Annotated in this window: 20 protein-coding genes and 1 tRNA gene; 15 read left to right on the top strand and 6 right to left on the bottom strand. The window is 71.6% G+C overall.

From position 1 onward, the window contains the following. Positions 1-32 precede the first annotated feature (32 nt). The 15 genes from AB0G56_RS34410 to AB0G56_RS34480 all read left to right on the top strand — a co-directional run bounded on the left by AB0G56_RS34410 (position 33) and on the right by AB0G56_RS34480 (position 15,540). Entirely contained in the window at positions 33-5,450 is a 5,418-nt protein-coding gene (locus AB0G56_RS34410; protein WP_360977599.1) for a phage tail tape measure protein, read from the top strand. A 16-nt stretch (positions 5,451-5,466) separates the two neighbouring features. Beyond that, positions 5,467-6,339, top strand: a complete 873-nt coding sequence (locus AB0G56_RS34415; RefSeq protein ID WP_360977602.1) for a hypothetical protein — start codon at positions 5,467-5,469, stop codon at positions 6,337-6,339. Positions 6,340-6,352: 13 nt separating this feature from the next. Continuing rightward, positions 6,353-7,372 (top strand): hypothetical protein, encoded by a 1,020-nt coding sequence (locus AB0G56_RS34420; RefSeq protein ID WP_360977605.1) that lies wholly within the window; start codon positions 6,353-6,355, stop codon positions 7,370-7,372. Continuing rightward, complete coding sequence (locus tag AB0G56_RS34425; protein ID WP_360977608.1) at positions 7,369-8,451, top strand: hypothetical protein; 1,083 nt, start codon at positions 7,369-7,371, stop codon at positions 8,449-8,451. The genes AB0G56_RS34420 and AB0G56_RS34425 overlap by 4 nt, the downstream gene beginning before the upstream one ends. 1 nt (position 8,452) lies before the next feature. After that, positions 8,453-10,540 (top strand): hypothetical protein, encoded by a 2,088-nt coding sequence (locus AB0G56_RS34430; protein WP_360977611.1) that lies wholly within the window; start codon positions 8,453-8,455, stop codon positions 10,538-10,540. Beyond that, entirely contained in the window at positions 10,540-10,728 is a 189-nt protein-coding gene (locus AB0G56_RS34435; protein WP_360977614.1) for a hypothetical protein, read from the top strand. Before AB0G56_RS34430 ends, AB0G56_RS34435 begins: the two co-directional genes overlap by 1 nt. Before the next feature lie 71 nt (positions 10,729-10,799). Continuing rightward, positions 10,800-11,024 carry a hypothetical protein gene (locus AB0G56_RS34440; protein ID WP_360977617.1) on the top strand — a complete coding sequence of 75 codons (225 nt, stop codon included), beginning with the start codon at positions 10,800-10,802 and terminating at the stop codon, positions 11,022-11,024. After that, entirely contained in the window at positions 11,024-11,863 is an 840-nt protein-coding gene (locus AB0G56_RS34445; RefSeq protein ID WP_360977620.1) for a peptidoglycan recognition family protein, read from the top strand. The genes AB0G56_RS34440 and AB0G56_RS34445 overlap by 1 nt, the downstream gene beginning before the upstream one ends. A gap of 2 nt (positions 11,864-11,865) precedes the next feature. Next, on the top strand, positions 11,866-12,132 hold the full coding sequence (locus AB0G56_RS34450; RefSeq protein ID WP_360977622.1) for a hypothetical protein: 267 nt from the start codon (positions 11,866-11,868) through the stop codon (positions 12,130-12,132). Continuing rightward, the gene (locus AB0G56_RS34455) at positions 12,132-12,563 is read left to right on the top strand and encodes a hypothetical protein (RefSeq protein WP_360977625.1); all 432 of its coding nucleotides are present in this window, start codon (positions 12,132-12,134) and stop codon (positions 12,561-12,563) included. The genes AB0G56_RS34450 and AB0G56_RS34455 overlap by 1 nt, the downstream gene beginning before the upstream one ends. Next, entirely contained in the window at positions 12,563-12,835 is a 273-nt protein-coding gene (locus tag AB0G56_RS34460; RefSeq protein WP_360977628.1) for a hypothetical protein, read from the top strand. Before AB0G56_RS34455 ends, AB0G56_RS34460 begins: the two co-directional genes overlap by 1 nt. A 169-nt stretch (positions 12,836-13,004) precedes the next feature. Continuing rightward, complete coding sequence (locus AB0G56_RS34465) at positions 13,005-13,745, top strand: DUF6879 family protein (RefSeq protein ID WP_360977631.1); 741 nt, start codon at positions 13,005-13,007, stop codon at positions 13,743-13,745. Further along, positions 13,742-14,590 carry a helix-turn-helix transcriptional regulator gene (locus AB0G56_RS34470; protein ID WP_360977634.1) on the top strand — a complete coding sequence of 283 codons (849 nt, stop codon included), beginning with the start codon at positions 13,742-13,744 and terminating at the stop codon, positions 14,588-14,590. The genes AB0G56_RS34465 and AB0G56_RS34470 overlap by 4 nt, the downstream gene beginning before the upstream one ends. Positions 14,591-14,677: 87 nt before the next feature. Beyond that, positions 14,678-15,142 carry a hypothetical protein gene (locus AB0G56_RS34475; protein ID WP_360977637.1) on the top strand — a complete coding sequence of 155 codons (465 nt, stop codon included), beginning with the start codon at positions 14,678-14,680 and terminating at the stop codon, positions 15,140-15,142. Beyond that, positions 15,139-15,540 (top strand): hypothetical protein, encoded by a 402-nt coding sequence (locus AB0G56_RS34480; RefSeq protein ID WP_360977640.1) that lies wholly within the window; start codon positions 15,139-15,141, stop codon positions 15,538-15,540. Before AB0G56_RS34475 ends, AB0G56_RS34480 begins: the two co-directional genes overlap by 4 nt. Before the next feature lie 77 nt (positions 15,541-15,617). Here the strand turns inward: AB0G56_RS34480 and AB0G56_RS34485 are convergent, their stop codons facing one another. The 6 genes from AB0G56_RS34485 to AB0G56_RS34510 form a co-directional block, all read right to left on the bottom strand. Then, entirely contained in the window at positions 15,618-15,854 is a 237-nt protein-coding gene (locus AB0G56_RS34485; protein ID WP_360977643.1) for a helix-turn-helix transcriptional regulator, read from the bottom strand. Between the two features lie 323 nt (positions 15,855-16,177). Further along, a tRNA-Lys gene (locus AB0G56_RS34490) sits at positions 16,178-16,250 on the bottom strand. A 123-nt stretch (positions 16,251-16,373) separates the two neighbouring features. After that, complete coding sequence (locus AB0G56_RS34495; RefSeq protein WP_360977646.1) at positions 16,374-17,942, bottom strand: amino acid permease; 1,569 nt, start codon at positions 17,940-17,942, stop codon at positions 16,374-16,376. 150 nt (positions 17,943-18,092) lie between these two features. Continuing rightward, on the bottom strand, positions 18,093-20,372 hold the full coding sequence (locus AB0G56_RS34500; protein WP_360977649.1) for a DEAD/DEAH box helicase: 2,280 nt from the start codon (positions 20,370-20,372) through the stop codon (positions 18,093-18,095). A gap of 294 nt (positions 20,373-20,666) precedes the next feature. Continuing rightward, on the bottom strand, positions 20,667-21,215 hold the full coding sequence (locus AB0G56_RS34505; RefSeq protein WP_360977652.1) for a hypothetical protein: 549 nt from the start codon (positions 21,213-21,215) through the stop codon (positions 20,667-20,669). A gap of 82 nt (positions 21,216-21,297) precedes the next feature. Then, on the bottom strand, positions 21,298-21,648 hold the full coding sequence (locus AB0G56_RS34510) for a metallopeptidase family protein (RefSeq protein ID WP_360977655.1): 351 nt from the start codon (positions 21,646-21,648) through the stop codon (positions 21,298-21,300). Positions 21,649-21,854 lie beyond the last annotated feature (206 nt).

Raw genomic sequence — 21,854 nt, forward strand, 5'->3', positions numbered from 1 at the left:
AGCACAACAACTCAACAGGGGGGTGATCCGTCGTGGCGGAACGCACCGTGCGAGTCCGGGTCGTGGCCGATCTGGCCGGGTTCGGCGCCCTGCGGGCGGCAGCCGGGCAGGTCTCCGGGTTCGGCCGACAGGCCGCCCTGGCCGGTGCCGGGGTTCGCGGCCTGACGACGGCGTCAGTCGGGGCCCGCCGCGGGCTGGCCACGGTCGGTACCGGCGCGCGTGGCGGTGCGGCCGGGCTGCGGGACACCACCACGGCGGCGGGAGCGGCCCGGCGGGGCCTGACCGGCGTCACCACCACGGCGTCGGGGCTACCGGGCGTGTTCGGCCGGATCGGGTCCGCAGCCCGCTCCGGCCTCTCGTCCGCCGCCTCGGCGACCTCGGCGCTGCTGGCGCCGGTGCGGAGCCTGGGCATGATGCTCGCGGGCGGCGCGATCATCTACGGCCTGGCGGACATCGTCCACGAGGGCAACGAGTACAGCTCTGCCCTGTTCAAGTTCGGCGAGGTCACCCGGGCGTCCGGTGCGGAGATGCGGGCGGCCGGCCGCGAGGCACAGGCCCTCGGCACGGACATCCGGCTCCCGGCCGTGACATCGGCCGAGGCCGCCGAGGCCATGACCGAGCTGGCCAAGGCCGGCCTGTCCGCAGCGGACTCGATGAAGGCGGCGCGCGGCACCCTGCAGCTGGCCGCCGCCGCGCGGACCGAGGTGTCCATGGCCGCCCGCATCGAGGGCGACATCATGGACCAGTTCGCCATGAAGGGCTCCCAGGCGACCATCGTCGCGGACACCCTGGCGAACACGGTCAACAACTCCAGCGGTGAGCTGATCGACCTGTACTACGCCATGAAGTACGTCGGCCCCACCGCGCACTCCATGGGCGTCTCCATCCAGGAGACCGCCACCGCCGTCGGCCTGCTCGGCAAGTCCGGCATCATCGGCGAGACCGCCGGCACGACCCTGCGCGGCATGCTCGCCCGGATGGCCGCGCCCACGCGGCAGGCCAAGCAGGGCCTGAAGACGCTCGGCATCGAGGCCTTCGACACCAGCGGCAAGTTCAAGGGCATGGCCTACGTCGTCGACCGCCTGGCCGACGCCCACCACCACCTCTCCCAGAAGGAATTCACGTCGGCCGCGGCGCTCGCGTTCGGCAAGCCCGCCCTCTCCGGCGCGACCGCGCTCGCGCACCAGGGCGCGAAGGCCTACGAACTCCTCTACAACCAGATCAGCCGCGCAGGCGGCGCCGCCGACATCGCGGCCGCCGAGTCCAAGGGCCTGGGCGGCGCCATGCGCACCATGGGCGCACAGCTCAAGGGCTTCTTCCTCCAGGCGTACATGGGGGTCTCCCCGGTCCTGGAGCGGATCACCCGGGGCATGGCCAGCTCCGTCGCGGCCGGCATCCCCTACGTGAAGCGCGGCGTGCAGGTCGCCGGGGCCCTGTGGGCCGTCTACGGTCCGACCGTCGAGGCCAAGCTCGCCGACGCGGCCGGCCGGGTGCGCCGTCAGGCCGGAAAGATGGTCGACCCGCTGCTCACCGTCCTCAAGACCGGCCTGGCCGCTGTCGCTCCTGTCGTGGCGGGCGCCCTGTACGGGGTGTGGACCGTGCTGCAGAACATGGGCCACGCCGTGAGCCCGCTGGTCGACGGTCTGGCCGCGGTCGTCTCCTCTGTCCAGTCCGGCACGGGCGCGCTGGGCCTCCTTGGGGGCGTCCTGGGCGCCACGATCGGGACCGTCGCCCATGTCACCGATGTCCTCGGCCCGCTGGCCTCGCTCGTCGGCGGCCTGGGCAAGGCCTTCGGGAGCCTGCCTGGCCCGGTCCAGCTCGCGCTGCTGTCCATGCTGGCGATGCGCGCCGCCCGGGGCCCCATCGACGGTCTGCGCACGAGCGTGACCGCCTACGGCCGCGCCGGCATCAACGCCTTCCGTGGCGTGGGCGACGCGGTCCTCTATCAGCGGGTGCTGGCCGCCGGCGCCGGACGGGACCTGGGCCGGTTCGGCGGCCTGATGGCCGAGCTCGAGCGGCGCTCCCCGGCGATCGCCCGCATGGGCAATGCCTTCCGGTCGACGGCCGGGCAGATCCAGGCCGCGGGCGGCCGGGCCGTCGGGTTCCGGTCCGTACTCGGCGGCATCGGCGCGGCAGCCGGATCCGGCGCCCTGTCCGGGATGAAGAGCCTGGTCGGGTTCCTCGGCGGCCCGTGGGGCGTCGCGATGGCCGGGGCCATGATCGGCCTGGCGTGGCTGGCCAAGCGGCAGCAGCAGGCCGCCGCCGCGGCAGCAGCGCACCAGCAGCGCGTCTCGGACCTCACCAAGGCCCTGCACGACTCCAACGGCGCGATCAACGGCAACGTCCGCGCGCTCGCCGCGCAGGCCCTGCAGGACGCCAAGCTGCGGGACGGCAAGACCAAGCTGGTCGACGTCATGCGGGACGCCGGGGTCAGCCTCACGCAGCTCACCGACGCCTACACCGGCCAGTCCGGCGGCGTGGAGAAGCTGCGGCAGAAGCTGCTGGCGACAGCCGACGCGCACGTGAAGGCTTCTGCTGCCGGTACGTCATACGTGCAGGGCTGGGATGAGGAGGGCCTGGCCGCAGCCCGGGCAGCCGACGCGATCGCCGGACTCTCAGGTGAAGTCCCCGATGCGATCCGGAACAACAAGGAGCTGGCGGCTGCCACCAGGGGCAGCGGCGACGCGGCCCTGGACGCCACCAACCCGACCGGCCGGCTGAAGGAGGCCATCGCCACTCTCGCGAAGTCGAGTGCGGACGCAGACACCAAGGCCCGTGCGTTGCACGATGCGTTGAACCTGCTCGCGGGCGGCGAGCTGGAGGTTCAGGCCGCGGTCGCGGGCATGAACGAGCAGATGGCCGCGCTCAAGGACACATGGTCAGGAGGCGTAGACCACAACAAGGGGTTCGGCAAGGACCTCGATGACCTGAGCCGGTCGCTGATCTCAGTCGACGGCAGCCTCAACACGACCACAGAGAACGGTCGGACCCTGTTTGACCGGCTCCAGCAGCTCAACTCCGGTGCGGCGGGGGCAGCGCAGAAGACGTATGACCTGGCGCGGGCCAACGATGAGGCAGCGGGCCCGGCACTGGCCAAGGCCGAGAAGCACATGGAGTCGGCGTGGAAGGCCGCGGTCGAGGCCGGTAAGCACTTCGGGCTGACCAGCGAGCAGGCCATGGAGCTGGCCAACACGATGGGGTTCATCCCCAGCAGCTTGGCGATCACGCTGGACACACCGGGCCTGGACCAGACCCAGAAGGAACTGCTGTACGTCCAGGGCCTGGCCGGGCACATGCCGAAGGACTCGAAGATCCGGGTATCGCTGCAGGACGAACAAGCGATCAAGCAGCTCACCGATCTGGGCTTCAAGATCGAGAAGCTGCCCGGTGGCCGACAGGTGGAGATCACCGCGCCCACCGCCAAGGCGGCGGCTGACCTGGACGCCCTGATCGCGAAGAAGCTCCCCGGCAAGCAGGTCGTCGTGTCCGCCCGGACGCAGGCGGCCCTCACCGATCTGGAGACGCTGCAGACCAAGATCGCCCGCACCAAGGGGCGGTCGGTCACCATGTCGGCGCTCACCGGCGGCGCCGAGCAGGCTCTCAAGGGTCTGGGCTTCAAGGTCACGCACATGAAGGACGGGACGGTGTCCGTCACCATCCCGACCGGCCCGCCCCTGAGTGCCATCGGCTACATCCAGGGCGCCATCAACAACATGTCGGGCAGGACGCTCGGTATCGGCGTCTACACCACCGAGTACTACAAAAAGGTGGAGACCGGTCCGTCCATCCCGGGTATCACGAAGAACGCCGACGGCAACGTGCTCGACTTCTACGCCGACGGTGGCATGCGCGAGGAGCACGTTGCGCAGATCGCGCCGGCCGGGGCGATGCGGGTGTGGGCGGAGCCGGAGACCGGAGGCGAGGCCTACCTGCCGCTGGCTCCGGCCAAGCGGGGCCGGTCCACCAAGCTCCTGGAGGAGGTCGCCAGAAGGTTCGGGTACCGGCTGGAGAAGTACGCGGCCGGCGGGATCACCTCGTTCGCGTCCGGTGGGTTCACGTACACGCCTGCTCAGGCGTCCACGGGGTTCGGTGCGGGCGCGGGGATGGCGCACTACGACGCGGCCGTCCAGCGGCTGAAGGACGCCTGGGACAAGCTCAACAGCGCTCTGCAGGCGGCGGCGGACAAGACCAAGGCGGTCAAGGACGCGCAGGCCAAGCAGTCCCAGACCGCGAAGGACAACGCGCGGAAGGTCGCAGCGGCCGAGAAGCACCTCGACGAGGTCCGCAGGGGCAAGCACACGGCGAAGCAGCTCGCCGCCGCCGAGAAGCAGCTGGCGGACGCCCGGTACAACGCGGCCAAGTCGGACAAGGCGGCGGCGAAGAAGACCGCGGACGCGAAGGACGCGGCGAAGAAGGCCACCGCCAACGTCACGTCGGCGCGCAAGGAGCGGGATGCCGCAGACCACGGGCTGGGGCTGAAGGCCGGGACGAAGGCGCCGTCGGGATTCAGTCTGGCCTCCTACGCCAAGCAGCTCGCCGAGACGAGGAAGCAGAGCGACGCCTGGGAGAAGAACCTCGCGAGCATCGGGCGGCGCGCCGGCGCCGACGTCGAGGAGACCTTGCGGGGGATGGGCGAGGACGGCAAGGACCTGGTCGCGGCCCTCGCCAAGGCGTCGGGGAAGTCGTTCACCGACATCGTCAACAACCTCAAGGCGCTCGCGCCGACGGCGAAGGCGACGCTGGCGGACTACACCAAGCAGCTGACCAACGCGAACAAGGCGGGCGGTGACTTCCAGAAGAACCTGCTGAAGCTGGCGTCGATGGGGTACGGCGACCTGGCGGCGCAGCTGGCCGCCCAGGGCGACGACGCCGCGCAGGCGGTCGCCGCGGCGGCCGTGAAGAACCAGGGTGCCGCCGCGGCGGCGGACAAGGCCGCGAAGACCAATGCGGCGCTGCTGTCCTCTGAGGACCTCACGAACGCGATGACCCTGCTCGGTGTACTGCGCGCCAAGCCGGGCGCGGGCATCGCGGACGTGATCGCGGCCGGTCTGGACTGGGCGACGATCCGGGCTCTCGCCCCGAAGATCGCCCAGGAGATCAAGGGGGTGGCGGGGTCGGGGCACTTCGTGGACCAGCTCAGGGGTCAGCACGTCGCGATGGCCCGCGGCGGGATCCTGCCCGACTCCTCCTACACGGTCCTGGCCGGTGAGCGGGGGACGGGCGGGGAGGCGTACATCCCGCTCGGGGCAGGCAACCGGGCCCGCTCCACTGCCCTGCTCAGTGCGGTCGCCGGCACCTTCGGCTATCACCTGTCGCCGGTTCGTGGCGGGGGCGGGATGACCGTCGTGCACAACACCACGAACAACCGGTCGGTGACGCTGAACGGCGCCGAGCAGAACTCAGCCGAGCAGGCTGCCGACATCGTGCGGCACATGGCCTTCATCGCCTGACAGAGAGGAGCGGACTGTGGCTGGGCTCGTGGCGGGCTATCAGTTCACCGAGCACCTGGTGCAGCTCGGCGACATCGTGTTCGGGCAGGTCGACCAGGCGGGCGTGCACTGGCATTGCGCGACCCTTGACGGGTGGGAGGGCCCGGAGACCCGCATGGATCTCGCGCAGCGCGAGGCGGACCATGGGGCGTGGCCCTCCCCCGCCTACCTCTCCGAGCGTGTCGTCACGCTCGCGGGGAAGGTGTTCGCCCCGAACCGGGCGTCGGCGGATGAGGCGTTCGAGCGGCTGCTGTCCGCGGCCGCGCTCACCGACACCGTGCTGATGGTGAACGAGACGATCCCGAAGCAGCTCGTCGTGCGGCGCTCGGGCAAGCCGCTCGTGCAGCGGCTGACCGGGACCGTGCTGGAGTTCTCCTTGCAGGTGACGGCTGCCGACCCGCGCCGGTACGGCACCGATCTGCAGTCGCGGACCACGGGCCTGCCCGTCGTGTCCGGAGGTCTGACGCTGCCCGCGGCCACGCCGTGGCTGCTGTCGGCGGTCCAGGTCGCCGGGCAGATCGACGCCGTCAACACCGGCGGCTTCGAGACGCGCCCGGTCCTGACCATCACCGGGCCCGTGGTCGCCCCCGTGGTCCAGGCGCAGATGCCCGACGGCAGCGTGCGCATCATGACCTACGCGCAGGACCTGATCGCCGGGGATGCGCTGGTCATCGACACCGACGCGCACACGGTCACCTTGAACGGCACCGCGTCGCGCCGGCGCTTCCTGACCGTGCCGTCCGGCTGGCCGACCATCCCGGCCAAGTCGGCTCTGACGTTCTTCTTCCAGTCCACCGCCTACAACTCGACCGCGACGCTGACCGCCACCTGGCGGTCAGCCTGGATGTAAGGGGGGCTCCGCCATGCCGGACGCTCTGCCGAAATGGATCGACGGCCTCAGCTACACCGGGCTGAGCATGCGCCGCGGGGACATCCTCACGGCCATGCACGACGGGACCGCGCTCGGCGTGCGGGCCGGTGTCCGCCCGGGCGGCGGCCTCAAGGTCACGCTGGCGGGCAACACGATCACCGTGGCGGCCGGGGTCGCGGTCCTCCAGTACCAGAGCGGCCAGGGCGCCTACCGGGCGTGCCTGGCCGCGTCCACGAACCTGACCTTGACCGCGCCGCACGCCACCCTGTCCCGTATCGACCTGGTGTATCTGCGGGTGTGGGACAACATGGTCGACGCCTCCGGCCAGAACATTGCCGACGCCGTGTACCTGGCCGGCACCCCGGGATCGTCGCCGGTCGCCCCGATCCCGGCCGGTACGCAGATCTACATTCCGCTCGCCCAGATCACCGTGCCCCCGTCCGGCGGTGGATCAGCGTCGGTGTCACAGGCGGTCATGCCGTTCACGGTCGCCCCGGGCGGCATCCTGCCGTCGGCCACCGCGCCGGCCACGCCCTACGTCGGGCAGTTCTACGACAACGGCACCGACCTGCTGCGCTGGAACGGCAGCAGCTGGGACACCTACCAGAAGGTAGTGAACACCGGCTGGACGACGGCGAGCCTGGGCACCAGCTTCGGCCACAACGGCAACAGCAACGGGAACGTGCAGTACCGGCTGGTGACGGTCGAGGGCACCAAGTACATGGAGTGGCGCGGCGGCCTCAGCATCACCTACCTGAACAGCCTCGTCCCGAACGGCGGCGCGTTCCTCGCCTCTCCCCTCGCCGCGACCTTCCGGCCTCCGTCCCCTCGGGCCGTTCCGGTGGCCTGCGCCGCGCAGCCCCCCGTGGTGCTGAGCGTGCGGTGTGATTTCGCGTCGGACGGGACTGCCAGCATCGCCGGTCTGACCAGCTTCGTCGGCGACAGCTACGCGCAACCGGCCATCCGGCCGCCGTGGGTGAGCTTCAACGGCGTCCGGTACCCGATCTCGTGATTGGCGCCCCCCTCACGCTGGCCTGGTACGGCTGCGACCTGCGCACCGGCGGCATCGTCGAGGACCTGCCGGCCCTCAAGCCGACCGGCGCCCTGTCCCGCAAGCTGGGCGCCTCCACCACCCTCCAGGGCGACCTGGCCCTGGACGGCGCCACCGACGAATGGGAGGAGGCCACCGCGCCCGGCCGGTCCCTGCTCGTCGCGGTCGACACCGCCACCGACACCCCGCTGTGGGCCGGCGGGTTGATCCTGCGCGAGGGTGGCACCGCCGGCACGGTGCGGCTTGGCGCGGCCACCCTGGAGGCCTACCTCGACGCCCGCTACCCGGGCACCCAGAGCCTGATCCGCGCAGACCAGGCCAGCGTCATCGCGGCGCTGGCTGCGCCCGCGCTGACGGGCGGGCCACCCCTCGTCATCGACTCCGTGGCCACCGGCACGGCCATGGACTACCTGACCAGCGACAGCGACGACAAGACGATCCTGTCGTGCCTCAACGAGGTCATGAGCCTGGACGGCGGACCGGAGTGGACGATCGACGTGGCCTGGAACGCCGGCCACAACGGGTTCGTCTTCCCGCTGCGGGTGCGCAAGCAGATCGGTTTCCAGGCCGCATCGCCGGACGCGGTGTTCGACTATCCGGGCTGCGTGGCCACCTACACGCTCAGCGAGTCCTACGAGCAGGGCAAGGGCGCCAACCGGATCATCGCCCGCGGTGAGGGCGAGGGCGCCGCGCGGCTGACGTCGCCGCCGCAGGAGGCCACCGCACTGATCGCAGGCGGCTGGCCGGTGTGGGAGTACCGCTTCACCCCGTCCAGCGGAGTCACCGACCCCGACCAGCTGCTCGCGCACGCCGTCGCATCCCTCGGGCTGATGGCCCAGGGCGCCCAGGTGTGGACCATGGAGGCCGTGGCCTCGCAGGCTCCGCGCCTCGGCGTCGACTGGGGCCTGGGCGACACCGTCCACCTCGCCATCGAGCAATCCCGCCGGCACCCGGCCGGAGCGGACGTCGTCGCCCGCTGCTGGTCGTGGGAGCTGGACCCCTCAACGGACCGCGTCCGCCCGATCCTTGTACAGGAGTGACATGCCACGACCCCTCGACCAGCTGCCGCCCGACGCCACCAGCCTCGCCCGCCGTATCCAGGCCCTGGAACGGGCGGTCACCGAGCTGCGGGCCTCGCGCCGCCTCGAGCACTCCAGCCTCACCGGCACGGCGATCACCGTGTACGACGGCGACGGCGTCACCCGCCGCGGGGCGATCGGTATCCAGCCGGACGGCACCCTCGGCCTGGTCGCCGAGGGCGGCCCCGCGCCGACCGCCCCGACCCCGCCGCTTGTCACCCCCTCCATCGGCGGCCTGCGGGTCGCATGGAACGGCGGCCTGGCGGACAGCGGCCCGCTGCCCGCCGACTTCGACCACGTCGCCGTCCACGTCTCCACCACCAGCGGCTTCACGCCGAACGCCGCCACCTTCGCCGGGACGATCACCCGCTCCGGCGACGGCGGCATGCTGCCCGTCACCCCCCTGCCCTACCAGACCCATTACGTGGTCCTGGTCGCGGTGAACAGCAGCGGCAACGCCAGCGCCCCGTCCGCGCAGACGTCGGCCACCCCCCTCCAGGTGGGCGGGGTGGACCTGTCGACCGGATCGGTCGGGCTCGGCGCCCTGGGCGGCCCGGCATTCGACCTCGCCTCGCAGCGGTACGTCGACGCCATGGCCGACCCGACCGCGTGGAAGGTGCTCGCCACCGCCACCGGGTCCAGCTGGGACTTCCTGACCGGCGTCACCGACGCCCCCACCGGGAAGACCGTCGCCCAGGCCACCGGGTACACCGTGGCCCGCGGCACCGTCCAGATCCCCTACGACCCGGACACCCTGTACCGGATCTCCGCCAGGGTTCGCACCACCGCTGCATCTGTGTCGGGCACAGACACCGTGTACGTCGGCCTGCTGGGCGTCGCCGCTGATGGCGTGACACTGGTCAACCGCACCGGGGCGGCAGCCTTCACCAGCCAGCACTACGTGGCCGCCTCCAACGCGCCCCTGCCCAACGGCAGCGGCTGGACCGTGTACACCGGCTACGTGCGAGGCCGGGCAGCCACGGGGACTGGCGGCACTGCACCCGACCCGCGCAGCCCGGGCGTCCTGCAGGACCTTGTCCGGTTCGTCAGCCCGATCCTCTACCTGAACTTCGGTTCCGGCACCTCGGGGAACACCGGAACCATGCAGATCGATGCCGTCTCGGTCGAGGCGCTGAAGACGGGCAGCGTCGACACGATCAACCTGGTTGACGGCAGTGTCACCGCGCCGGCCATCAGGGCCGGATCCGTCAAGGCGGACAAGCTGGAGGCCATCCTGCAGCTGGTGACCCGCCTGGTGGCAGGCAACCCTGCTGGCGCTCGTGTGGAGCTGAACGCGGACGGGCTGCGCGTCTACAACAGCAGCGGCCAGCTCGTCATCCGTTTCGACTCCGCCGACGGATCAGCAGCGTTCACCGGCAACATCACGGGCAGCGCGATCAGCGGCGGCTCCGTCACGGGCAGCACCGTGCAGACGTCGGCCGCCGGCCAACGGATCGTGGTGGGCACGGACAACCAGATCAAGCTGTACTCCGGGAACGGCAGAGAGACCGCCCCCGGCTACATCCTGAGCAACGTTCAGACAGATGCAGGCGTCACATCGGCCTACGTCATCATCGGTGCTCCCTCAGTCGACGGCGCTGCCCCGCAGACCATCTCCCTCAGCACGTCTACGGACGGCTCCCGGTCTGCCAGCATCGGCGGATTTCATACCGACACCTACCCGGACGGAAGCCAGCACGCGACGGTCCAAGGCGACCTCACGGTGGTCGCCGGAGGACTGACAGTCCTCGGCGCCAATGGCGACCAGACGAGCGTGGTCGGCGGCATGCTTACCCCCGGCAACATGGCCTGGGGGCGAGCCACCATCAACGCGGCGGCCAATACGCCGACATCGGTCGCCGTGACCGGCCTGAACGTGAAGGGCGACACCTTCGACGGTCTCGCCACGTACAACGGCTCAGCACCGGGAACCCAGATCACCGGTGTCGCAATCTCCAGCATGTCGGCCACCTCGGCAACCGTCTGGGTAACCCGCACCAGCGCGGCCGCAACCTCGGTCAGCTGGATGGTCATAGGAAGGAAAGCCTGATGCCCGAACAGCCCCCGCCCTACGAAGAGCCCCAGCCCGTAAACATGCTCGTGACCTGCCACACCGAGGGCTGCCCCGTGGCCGACGTCACCTACCAGGTGCCCATGTACCCCAACGTGGAGCCCCCGACCTACCGGGCGGTCTGCGCCCAGTGCGAGCAGTACGTCACCGACATCGTGCCCGCCTGACCTCACCCCACCTGCACGCCCCGCGCCATCCGGCCGGGGCTTTCTCTATGCCCCCGAACGGAAGGCCGCCCATGGACTCCGCCGAACTCGCCCACCGCTTCAACTACCACCCGCCGCGCACCGCAGCCGTTGCCGAGGCGCACTCATCCGTGCGCGAGCAGTGCACCCAGCTCGCCGGATGCATCGACTCGACCGTGCCCGAGGGCCGGGAGAAGGCGCTCGCCGTGACGAAGCTGGAAGAGGTCATGTTCTGGGCGAACGCGGCGATCGCGCGCGCCGGATCGGAGAACATCTGATGGCTACCCCGCTGACCGCCGACCAGATGCTGGCCGCGCTGCGCGCCGAGGGCCTGCGCCTGGTCGAGCATCCCGGCTGGCGCACCCACAACCGCGGCTCGCGCGGGGACGGATGGGGCCCGGTGCACGGCGTGATCATCCACCACACCGGCGGCACCGCGCCCTCGGACGGCCAGATCGTCTGGGAGGGACGCGCCGACCTGCCCGGCCCGGACGCCCACGCCTATCTGGCCAAGGACGGCACGACCACCTTCACCGGCTGCGGCCGCGCCAACCACGCTGGTGGCGGCGACGGCAGCGTGCTCCAGGCCGTCATCGATGAGAGCTACGGCGCCCGCCCGCCCGCCCCGCACAAGCACGAGGGCAGCCCCGGCGCCGTCGACGGAAACGCCCGCTTCTACGGCCTGGAGTGCTCAGACCGCGGCACCGGCACCGCGTGGCCGGCCGTCCAGTACGACGCCGCGGTCCGTTGGGCGGCGGCCATCTGCCGTGCGCACGGCTGGACCGAGAAGAGCGTGATCGGCCACAAGGAATGGTCCGACTGGAAGCCCGACCCGGCCGCCTTCGACATGGCCGACTTCCGCAAGGACGTCGCCGCCCGCCTCGCACACCCCGCGTCCTGGACCCCGGGCGCACCCACCAACACCCCGTCCAAGGAGGACGACATGCAGGCCATCGACGTCTGGGCCTACAAGGGCAAGACCGCGAACGGCAAGCAGGACCCATCCGACGCCTACGCCTACCTGCGCGGCACCCGCGCCGAGGTGGAGACGCTCCGCAAGGAAGTCGCCACGCTCACCGCGCTCGTCCAGAAGCTCGTCACCGTGAAGGGGGCCTGACCGTGTCCGAGATACACGTGCCCGACGCGCAGACCGTCGTGAAGACCGCCGAGACCTACGCCCGCGACCTCGCCGAGCGCACCATCTGGACGTTCCTCGGCGCGGCCGGCGCGGTCGCGCTCGCCGGAGGCCCGGCCGACATGCTGCACCTGTCCTTCTGGCAGGGCGCCGGCACCGCCGGGCTCGCCGCCGCGATCACCCTCGTCAAGGGCATCGCCGCCCGGGCCATCGGCCAGAAGAACAGCGCGAGCACCGCACCGGGCGTCTGATGTGGGGCGCGACGGCGCGGCGCCCGGTGGTCTCCCGCCGCCGCGCCTTCCTCGTCACCCTCGGCGCCGGGTGGGCGGGGTACGGGGGCCTCGGCATCCTGGGGGATCCCCGCTACGGCACCGCTCGTAGCCTGGCCAGCCTCACCCAGCGGGTACCGCTCACGGTGCTCGGCTGGATGTGGGTCGTCCTCGGCGTGCTGGCGCTGCTGTCCGGGCTGGTCGTGAACTGTCCGCGCGTGCAGGCCGCCGGGTTCGCGGCGCTCGCCGTCCCTGCCGGGCTGTGGGCCGGATCGTTCGCGGTGGCCGCAGCGACCACCTACCCGGCGGCCGTGGGGAGCGCCTGCGGGTGGGGGGCATTCACGATCGGCGTGGTCCTGGTCTCCGGCATGGACGACCCGCCCCCGCCGCACCTGAGAAAGGCGAGACGCTGATGGATGTGGGGGCACTGGTCGGCGGCGCGGTCGCCCTGGTGGTGGGGCTGCTGTCGTGGACCCAGAGCCGGGCAACGAACCGGCGCTCGGACTTCATGGCGATCACGGAACGCCTCGACCGGGAGGTGAAGGAAGAGCGCACGCAGCGGAAGCTGCTCACTCGCGCCTACCTGGACCTGCACCGGTGGGCCCGCCGTGTGGGCCCGAACACTCCGGCCGGGCCGGCGCCCGAACCACCGCTTGAACTCGACCTGACCCCCTGGCAGTCGTAACCCGCGGCCCCGCCCTCCCCCACGCCGGGGAGGGCGGGGCCGCTTCGTCATGCCCGCTTGCGCGCAATCCCCACGCCCCACCGAGACCGCACAATCTGCTGCAATCCTGCCCCGCGCCCGCGCAGCCGCGCGCATCCTGGATCCCCAACCAGCAGCGATGGAGGACGGCATGACGCTCAGGTACCTCGGCACCACCAGCGACGACGGCGACTGCCCCACCCTGTACGAGATCCCCGAAACCGACGAGATCCTCGTCCAGGGCGACCGCGAGACCGACCCCGAGCACCTGGTGCAGCTGCGCGACGTGAAGCCCAGCGAGACGTTCGTCCGCGTACCGCGCGCCCTCCTCACCCGGTACGCACCCCGCGCGGCCGCGCCCGAGCTGCAGCCGTTCTCCTCGGTCGCTCACCTCTTCCGCGAGTTCCGGCACACCGCCTGGCGGCTGGAGACGCGCCGCGGCTACGCCACCGACCGCCGCAGCGAGAAGTGGACCCGCTGGCAGGCCGGCGAGGACATCGCCGCCGAGCCCGCAAACCCCTGGCGGCAGAACGTGGCCGAGCAGACGGCGGCCGGGAAGCGGTTCGAGCGGGTACGGCTCATCGACGAACCGGCCACGGACGGCCAGCAGTTCCTTCTCGCCAGCGCGCCGAGCAACGTGGCGGCCGGGGAAGACATCCGCTACCTCACTCGCGCGCAGGCCGAGCAGCTGCGTCTGCCGGACTTCGACTTCTGGCTGTTCGACTCCCGCATCCTCGCGCGGTTCGCGTTCGACGAGGCCGACACCACCCTCGGCGTGTACGTCACCGAAGACCCGGCCGAGGTCCTCGCCGCCTGCCAGGCCCGCGACGCCGCCTGGCACCACGCTGTGCCTACGCAGGAGGCCGTGAAGCGGGTAGCTTCCACCGTGTGACCACCGACTTCCAGACCGCCCGGGAGGCTCTCGGCGCGCGCCTGCGCGAGTTGCGCGCCGAGGCAGCCCTGGAAGGGAAGGCACTCGCCGCGGCTCTCGGCTGGCAGACGTCCAAGGTCTCCCGCCTGCAGAACGGCAAGCAGACACCCAGCCGCGAGGACCTGACCGCCTGGGCCCGCGCGGTTAGCCGCCCGGACGTCGAGGCCGAGCTGCACGGGCTACTTGCCACACTGGACATGAAGCAGCGGCACCGCACCTGGCGGCGACAGCTGGCCGGCGGCCACCGTGGGCGGCAGGAAATCGCGGTCCGCCAGACCGAGGCCACGAAGCTGATCCGAGGCCTGGAGATCTCCCGGGTACCGGGCCTGTTCCAGACCCCGGAGTACGCCCGGCACATCTTCGACGCCAACGCGGCCTTCCGGCAGATCCCCCCGACGACGGACGCCGCCGTCGAGAAACGGATGCGCCGCCAGGAGGCCCTGTACAACCCGGGCAAGAGCTTCCGGTTCATCCTCTGCGAGGCTGCCCTGTATCACCGACCGTGCCCGGTCGACGTCATGGCCGAGCAGCTCGACCGCCTCTACGGCCTCGCCGGGCAGCGCCGCATCGAACTCGGCATCATCCCCTTCAGCGCCCAGCTGCGCCGGACACCAGCGCACGCGTTCTGGATCTACGACCGCCGCCTCGTCATCGTCGAAACGATCAGCGAGGAGCTGTGGCTGACCGGCGACGAGGATGTCGAGCTGTACGAGCGGGCGTTCGACTGGCTGGCCGAGTCCGCCGAGTACGGGGCGCCGGCGCGCCGCCTGATCGGCCGCGCACGGGCCTCCCTCGACCTCGCCTGAAGCAAGCCCGGCAACCCGGGCAACTGACCGTGCAATCCAGCGCAATCGTCGCGCGCTCATGCAATTGCACGGCCTAACGTGCAGGTCATGGCCCTCTCCGTAAAGCCCGCGGCCCTGCGCGCGACTGGGAACTCGTGGCTCGCCAACTCCACCGAGCGCCCGGACCTCGCCCAGCGGATCTGGGCCGCCGGCCTCCCCATCCCGCTCATGTCTGGAAGCCGGTGGCTCGTTGCCGAATCCCGCCTCTCCAGGGGGTGGCCGGCCGCCAGCCGGATCCGTGAGGAACAGCGAGGCCCCATCGTCGCCGACCCTGATGGCGACCGCCTGTGGTGGCTGGTCCCCACTGACGCCGAGGTCGAGCTGGAGGACGTCCGGTCGCTGAGGGTGCACCCTGCGGGCTGGGTCCTGCACTGCCCGCCCGTGGGGGAGGAACTGAAAGGCCTGTTCTGGCTCGTGGCCCCGGACGGCACGGGCCGACTCAACGATCCCGTCGTGGTGGCCGCAGCGTTTGGCCCTGGCGGGCGCCGACTGCCTACGGAGGCCCCAGCATGACGATCACCGACGCCACCCCCGAGACCACAGACGACGTCGAGGTGCCCCTGGGCACGCTCCTGCTGCAGTCCGCGAAGAGCCCGCGCCGCCGCGCAGCGACGCAGGCCCTCGTCGAAGAGGAGACCATCCTCGCCCGCGACGACGTCCGCTCGATCCTGGTGGTGGAGGAGAACGGCGCTCCGGTCTGCGACTGGGACCGGCTGCAGGGCAGGTTGTACACCCTCGGACTGGACGAACGGCAACGGGACTTCCTCGGTCTCGTCCTGGGCATGGTCGGCATCGGCTCGTACACCCTGGCCACTGCGGGAGACCTGGACGAGCGTCACCTGGCGATCCTCATGCGCGCGATCCCTCAGCTGGCGGGCAACGACCGGCTCGCCGTGGGCACGCGCCTCTGAACTCCCGGTCTCGGCAGGACGGCTTGCCGGGACCGGGGAGAGTGGCTGCCTCCGTCACCCCCGTCGGAGGCAGCCACTCAGTCACGTACCAGGTCTGCGAGGGGGACTTCCAGGACCCAAGCGATGCGCGCCACGGTGGCGAGGGTCATCGGGCGTCCTTGCTCCGCGTGCTGCACCGTCCGCCGGTCGACCCTCGCCGCCTGCCAGACGTCGTCCTGGGTCAAGTTCTGCTGCTCCCGCGCGGCACGCAGACGATCCCCGACGACCCGGTACAGCTCGGGCAGCCAGGCGTCGTCATCGGGTAGGGCGCGCACTCGACAAACGCTCGATGCAGCAAGATCATGTTGTCTGCGGAATGTATTCCGCTTTTTGTGATCTTGGAAGCCGGGGGCGTGAGCCCGCCGAAGGCGTACAGGGGCAGGCGGTGCCCCGGAGAGGACGCTGGAGGCGGGAGAGCGGTCGTTCCTGGCGGGGCGACCGCTCTTCTACCGCAGGGCCCGCAGCAGTTGCGACTGCTGCGGGCCCTCTCTTGTTTGCTCGACTCTCGGGCCAGCTACGGGCCAGCAAACGATCATGACGCCTGGTCAAAACGGACAGGACCCCAGCTCATTGACGCTCTGAGCTGGGGTCCAACCGGTAGGCCCTGTGGGACTCGAACCCACAACCAATGGATTAAAAGTCCACTGCTCTGCCAATTGAGCTAAGGGCCCGGGCGATGTTGCTCCCCCGAGCATAGCCCCAGGAGGCCGCGTCTTTGATCGGGTATCGGTCGGCGAGGCCCGGACTGCGCCGTACGGGCGCCGGTGGCGGCCGGGCCGGGACCGTACGGCGTCTCACGGCCGGCGCGCGGGTGGTGCCGGGGTGGCGGGGGTGCCGGTGTCCTGGTGGCCGCGGTGGTGGCCGTGGGACGGGTCGAGGAACCAGTGGCGGGCCGAGACGAGCCACCAGAGCGCGGCGGAGCCGAGGACGACCAGGACGGCGACCGGGGCGTAGTTGAAGGTCTGCCAGGTGACCGGGGAGACCTGGGGGAGCATGAAGAGGACCGTGATGACGCCGACCCAGAGCACCGCCACGATCCCGATCGGCCGCGACCAGCGCCCCAGGTGCCAGGGGCCCCGCTCGAAGGCGTCGCCCTTGCGCACCCGCAGCAGCGTGGGGATGACGTAGGCGATGTAGAGGCCGATCACCGCGATCGACGTCACGGCGGCGTACGCGGTCTCGTTGATCAGGTAGGGCAGGCCGAGGACCAGGGCGCCGAGCGCGGCCAGCCACACGGCTGCCACGGGGGTGCGGGTGCGCGGGCCGACCGTGTGCCACAGGCGGGAGAAGGGCAGCGCGCCGTCGCGGGAGAAGGCGTAGATCATGCGGCTGTTGGCCGTCACCGAGGCCATCCCGCAGAAGAGTTGCGCGCCGATCACCACGAGCAGCAGCAGTTTGCCCGCGCTCGCGCCGAGGGCGTCCAGGAGGATCTGGGCGGGCGGGGCGCCGGTCGGGGAGTTCAGCTCGCGGCCGTAGTCCTGGATGGCGTAGGTGAAGCCGAGCAGCAGGACGAAGCCCGCTATCCAGGAGGTCCAGATGGAGCGGACGATGCCCTTCGGGCCGGCCGTGGACGCGTCGCGGGTCTCCTCCGTCATGTGGGCGGAGGCGTCGTAGCCCGTGAAGGTGTACTGGGCCATCAGCAGACCGAGCAGGACGACGTACACGCCGCTGCCCCAGCCCGTGTTGTTCACGTAGTGGGTGAAGACGAAGGACGTCGAGCGGTGGTGGTCCGGCACGAAGGCCAGCGCGGCGACGATCACGGCGACGCCGAGCACGTGCCACCACACGCTGACGCTGTTGAGGAAGGCGACGATGCGCACGCCGAAGGTGTTCAGCAGGCCGTGCAGGAGCAGGATCGCCGTGAAGAGGAGGACGGTCCGGCCGGGGGTGACCCCGAAGCCGAACTGGAGGTTCAGATAGGCGCCCAAAAAGGACGCGGCGCCGAAGTCGATGCCGGCTGTCACCGCCACCTGGCCCAGCACGTTGAACCAGCCCGTGAACCAGGCCCAGGCGGCGGCCGAGCGCGGCGGCGCCAGGCGGTGGGCCCAGAAGTACAGGCCGGCGGAGGTCGGGTACGCCGAGCAGATCTCGGCCATCGACAGGCCGACGAACAGGGTCATCAGGCCCACGCCCACCCAGCCCCAGGTGATCACGGCGGGGCCGCCGGTGTTCATCCCGAAGAGGTACAGCGTCAGGCAGCCGGACAGGACGGAGATGATCGTGAAGGAGACCGCGTAGTTGGCGAACGCCGACATGCGGCGGGCGAGGACCTGCGTGTAGCCGAGCTGGGCCAGCCGCTCCTCGTCCGAGGGACCGTCGGCCCCTGGCGCCGGCTCTGACGCTCTGGCGTCGTCATCTGTCATGCCCCCAGCAATTCCCACCCGGGGGGTGTGACATGCATCACCCAGCGAGCCGAAAGGGCCCGTACGACCGGTGTCGTACGGGCCCTCTCGGGTCAGCTCACAGGCTGTCAGTCGTCGCGCTGTCAGCCGTTGCGATCAGCCGTTGTGCCGTCAGCCGTTGCGCTTCCAGCGCGGCTTGTCCTCGCGGCGTCCGAAGGAGCCGCCACCGCGGTGGTCGTCACGGCGGCCGTAGGGACGCTCGTGGCCACCGGTACGGAAGCCGGGACGGTCGCCCTGGCGGTCACGGTTGAACGGACGGTCGCTGCCGCGGTGCCCGCCGCGCTCGTCGCGCCGCGCCGGACGCTCGTCACGGCGGAAGCCACCGCGGTCGTCACGACGGTCGTCACGGCGGTCGAAGGAGCGGGGAGCACGGTCGCGGTCGCGGTCGTCGCGGCGGAAGCCGCCCCGGTCGTCGCGCCGCTCGAACGAACGGCCACCACGGTCCCGGTCACGGTCGCGGTCGCGGTCGAAGGAACGCTCGCCGCGGTCGTCACGGCGGAAACCGCGGTCGCCCCGGTCACGGTCGAAGGAACGGCCGCCGCGGTCGTCCCGGCGGAAGCCACCGCGGTCACCACGGTCACCGCGGTCACCGCGCTCGCTCCGGTCGCCCCGGTCGAAGGAACGGTCGCGGTCGTCGCGGCGGAAGCCGCCCCGGTCGTCGCGCCGCTCGAACGAACGGCCACCACGGTCCCGGTCACGGTCGCGGTCGAAGGAACGCTCACCGCGGTCGTCACGGCGGAAACCGCGCTCGCCCCGGTCACCCCGCTCGTCGCGCCGCTCACGGCGGTCGTACGACGACGGAGCCGCCGTACGCTCCTCACGCTCGCCCCGCTCCGCGCGGTCGACATCCTGCGCCGCGGGCTGCTCCGGCACCGACACCTCGGCGGGCCGCTCGGCCGCCGCCTGCGCCTCGGCCACCGCCGTCTCCGGGTCCTCGCCGCGCTCGCGGGCGACCCGGGCGACCAGCCGGTCGGCCTCGTCGCGCAGCTCGGACGCGCGCCGCTGCGCCCGCTCGAGCTGCTTGGTGAGGTGGGAGACCTCGCGCTCGGCCTGCTGCGCGGCGTTGCCCGCGGACTCGGCCTGCACCTCGGTCATCGAACGGGCGCCCGTGATCTCGGCGACCTCCGGGTCGAAGGCCGCACCGCCCTGGATGATGTGGCGCGAGGCGTCGACGCCCGCGTCCTCCATCAGGCGGAAGATCTGGCGCCGCTGGTGCGGCAGGGAGAGGGAGACCACGGTGCCCGTGCGGCCCGCGCGGGCCGTGCGGCCGGCGCGGTGCAGGTAGTCCTTGTGGTCCCCGGCCGGGTCGACGTTCAGCACGAGGTCGATGCCGTCGACGTGGATGCCGCGCGCGGCGACGTCGGTGGCGACCAGGACGTTGACGTACCCGTCCTTGAAGTCGGCCAGGGTGCGGGTGCGGGCGCCCTGGGTCATGCCGCCGTGCAGGGCGTCGGCCTTCGCACCGGCGTCGCGCAGCTGCTCGGCCACGCGGTCGGCGCCGAGCTGGGTGCGCACGAAGATGATGGTGCGGCCCTTGCGGGAGGCGATCGCGGCGGTGACCGGCGCCTTGTCCTTGGGCTTCACGACCAGGATGTGGTGCGACATGGTCGTCACCGCGCCCTGCGCCGCGTCCACCTCGTGGTGGACCGGGTCGGTCAGGTAGCGGTCGACGAGGGTCTTGATCTCGTTCTCCATCGTCGCGGAGAACAGCATCCGCTGACCGCCCGCCGGGACCTGGTCCAGCAGCTCGGTGACCTCGGGGAGGAAGCCCAGGTCGGACATCTGGTCGGCCTCGTCGAGGACCGCGATCCGCACGTCCTCCAGGGAGCAGGCGCCACGGTTGATGATGTCGCGCAGACGGCCCGGGGTGGCGACGAGGATGTCGACGCCCTTCTCCAGGGCGTAGATCTGGTTGCCCATGGACGTGCCGCCGCAGACGACCTTCATCTTCAGACCGACGACGTCGCCGTAGGGCTGGAGCGCGTCGGCGACCTGCATCGCCAGCTCGCGGGTCGGGGTGAGGATGACGGCGCGCGGCTTGTGCTTCTGGGTGCGGCCGCCGGCCAGGGTGGCCAGGGTCGGCAGACCGAAGGAGAGGGTCTTGCCGGAGCCGGTGCGGCCACGGCCGAGGATGTCCTTGCCGGCCAGGGCGTCCGGGATGGTCGCGGCCTGGATCGGGAAGGGGGTGGTCACGCCGTTCTGCGCGAGCTTGCGCACGACGCCCTCGGGCAGGCCGAGGTCGGCGAAGGTGATCTCGGGGGCCTGCTCGGTGCGGTCCTCGGCCGCCCCGGCGTCCTCCCGGGTCTCCTGGCCGTCCAGGACCTGCGGGTTCTCGGGGGTGTCCTCGGCGCTCTCGGGCACGACGACGTGATCAGTACTGGCAATGGACATGCGAATGCGAAACCTTCCGGAGTCTCTTCGGCACGCGCCCGTCAACTCCGTGTTTCGCACCACGACCGCCTCGATGCGGTCCGCCACGGCAAGGGAGAGTACGCGCCACACGGCGCGCTCTGTATGGGCGCCGGGCAAATGGGATCAAACGATCTACCACCATACGCACTCCCCACCCCTCAAGGCAAACCGAGGCCGTATGCGCAGGTCACGGCGTGCGCGTCCAGGCCGCAGTCCTGGCCGTGCACGGCCAGGTCACAGAGCAGGCCGTACGTCGCCGCGTCCGTGCGCGGGTCAGGTCCGTGCCCGGCCGGGGCCGCGCAGCCCGCCCGGTTCGGGCGCCGGCTCCCGCTGCTCCAGTTGCGGCCCCGGGCCCTCGTGCGCCGACGACGACGGCTCGGCCACCGTCGGGTCCGGCGAGGGCGGCGGGGGCGGCGGCGAGGGCGGCGGTTCCTGCGGCGGAGCGGACGACTGCGGCGGCACGGGCACCACCTCCGTCGCCGTCGGCTCGCCCGCCCGGCGCGGCCTGCCCGGCCCGGGCGGCGCCGGGGCCGACGCGCTCGGGGTCGCCGACGGCGAGGCCGACCCGGACGGCGTCCCGCTCCGGTCGCCCTTCTCCTTCTTCCCGTGCCCGTGCTTGCCGTCGCCGCCCGCACCGGCCCTGGCCGCGACGCCTCCGGACACCACCGCGCCGCCGTTGGGCACCTCACCGCCGTCGCGCCCGGCGGAGTGCGACGGCCGGGCCCCGCCACCGGAGTCCTCCCCCACACTCACGCACCCGGCGGTCGCGGCGAGTGCGGCGAGTGCGGCGGCGAGACGGACGGATACGTACAAGGGGCGCACGGGGGCCACCTCCGGGAGGGAGAAGTCGCCGTGCCCAACTCCCCGCGCCCGCAAGAGGACACGCCGGTCTCCCGGGTGGCCCTCAGCCGTAGCCCAGGGAGTGCAGCCGCGCGTCGTCGATCCCGAAGTGGTGGGCGATCTCGTGCACCACCGTCACCTCGGTCTCCGCGACGACGTCCTCCCGGCTCGCGCACATGCGCAGCGTCGGCCCCCGGTAGACGGTGATCCGGTCGGGCAGCACGCCCGCGTACCACTCCCCGCGCTCGGTCAGCGGGGTGCCCTCGTACAGCCCGAGCAGCTCGGGATCGTCGGCGGGCGGCTCGTCCTCGACGAACACCGCGACGTTGTCCATCAGCCGCGTCAGCTCCGGCGGGATCCGGTCGAGGGCCTCGGCGACCAGTTCCTCGAACTCCTCGCGCGTCATCTCCAGCACAGCCCCATTGTCCGGCACCCCGCCCGGTGGACGCCCCGTCCGTCCGGCAGCCCGTCCGTCAGACGCCCCGTCCCTGTCCGTCCGGCGCCCTGTCGTCAGACGCCCCATCCCTGTCCGACCGGCGCCCTGCCCGTCAGACGCCCTGTCCGGTCCGGCGCCCTGCCCCGCCGCCCCGCCGCCCCGCCGCCCCGGCACAGCCCACCCCT

It is taken from the genome of Streptomyces sp. NPDC021356 (genome assembly GCF_040641015.1).
In the GTDB taxonomy this organism is placed as follows: domain Bacteria; phylum Actinomycetota; class Actinomycetes; order Streptomycetales; family Streptomycetaceae; genus Streptomyces.

What these genes read in the sequence shown, in the direction of transcription:
- AB0G56_RS34435 (WP_360977614.1), top strand. Translation starts at nt 10,540, where the DNA reads ATGCCCGAACAGCCCCCGCCCTACGAAGAGCCCCAGCCCGTAAACATG.
- AB0G56_RS34455 (WP_360977625.1), top strand. Translation starts at nt 12,132, where the DNA reads ATGTGGGGCGCGACGGCGCGGCGCCCGGTGGTCTCCCGCCGCCGCGCC.
- AB0G56_RS34475 (WP_360977637.1), top strand. Translation starts at nt 14,678, where the DNA reads ATGGCCCTCTCCGTAAAGCCCGCGGCCCTGCGCGCGACTGGGAACTCG.
- AB0G56_RS34440 (WP_360977617.1), top strand. Translation starts at nt 10,800, where the DNA reads ATGGACTCCGCCGAACTCGCCCACCGCTTCAACTACCACCCGCCGCGC.
- AB0G56_RS34430 (WP_360977611.1), top strand. Translation starts at nt 8,453, where the DNA reads ATGCCACGACCCCTCGACCAGCTGCCGCCCGACGCCACCAGCCTCGCC.
- AB0G56_RS34465 (WP_360977631.1), top strand. Translation starts at nt 13,005, where the DNA reads ATGACGCTCAGGTACCTCGGCACCACCAGCGACGACGGCGACTGCCCC.
- AB0G56_RS34495 (WP_360977646.1), bottom strand. Translation starts at nt 17,942, where the DNA reads ATGACAGATGACGACGCCAGAGCGTCAGAGCCGGCGCCAGGGGCCGAC.
- AB0G56_RS34500 (WP_360977649.1), bottom strand. Translation starts at nt 20,372, where the DNA reads ATGTCCATTGCCAGTACTGATCACGTCGTCGTGCCCGAGAGCGCCGAG.
- AB0G56_RS34445 (WP_360977620.1), top strand. Translation starts at nt 11,024, where the DNA reads ATGGCTACCCCGCTGACCGCCGACCAGATGCTGGCCGCGCTGCGCGCC.
- AB0G56_RS34460 (WP_360977628.1), top strand. Translation starts at nt 12,563, where the DNA reads ATGGATGTGGGGGCACTGGTCGGCGGCGCGGTCGCCCTGGTGGTGGGG.
- AB0G56_RS34420 (WP_360977605.1), top strand. Translation starts at nt 6,353, where the DNA reads ATGCCGGACGCTCTGCCGAAATGGATCGACGGCCTCAGCTACACCGGG.
- AB0G56_RS34480 (WP_360977640.1), top strand. Translation starts at nt 15,139, where the DNA reads ATGACGATCACCGACGCCACCCCCGAGACCACAGACGACGTCGAGGTG.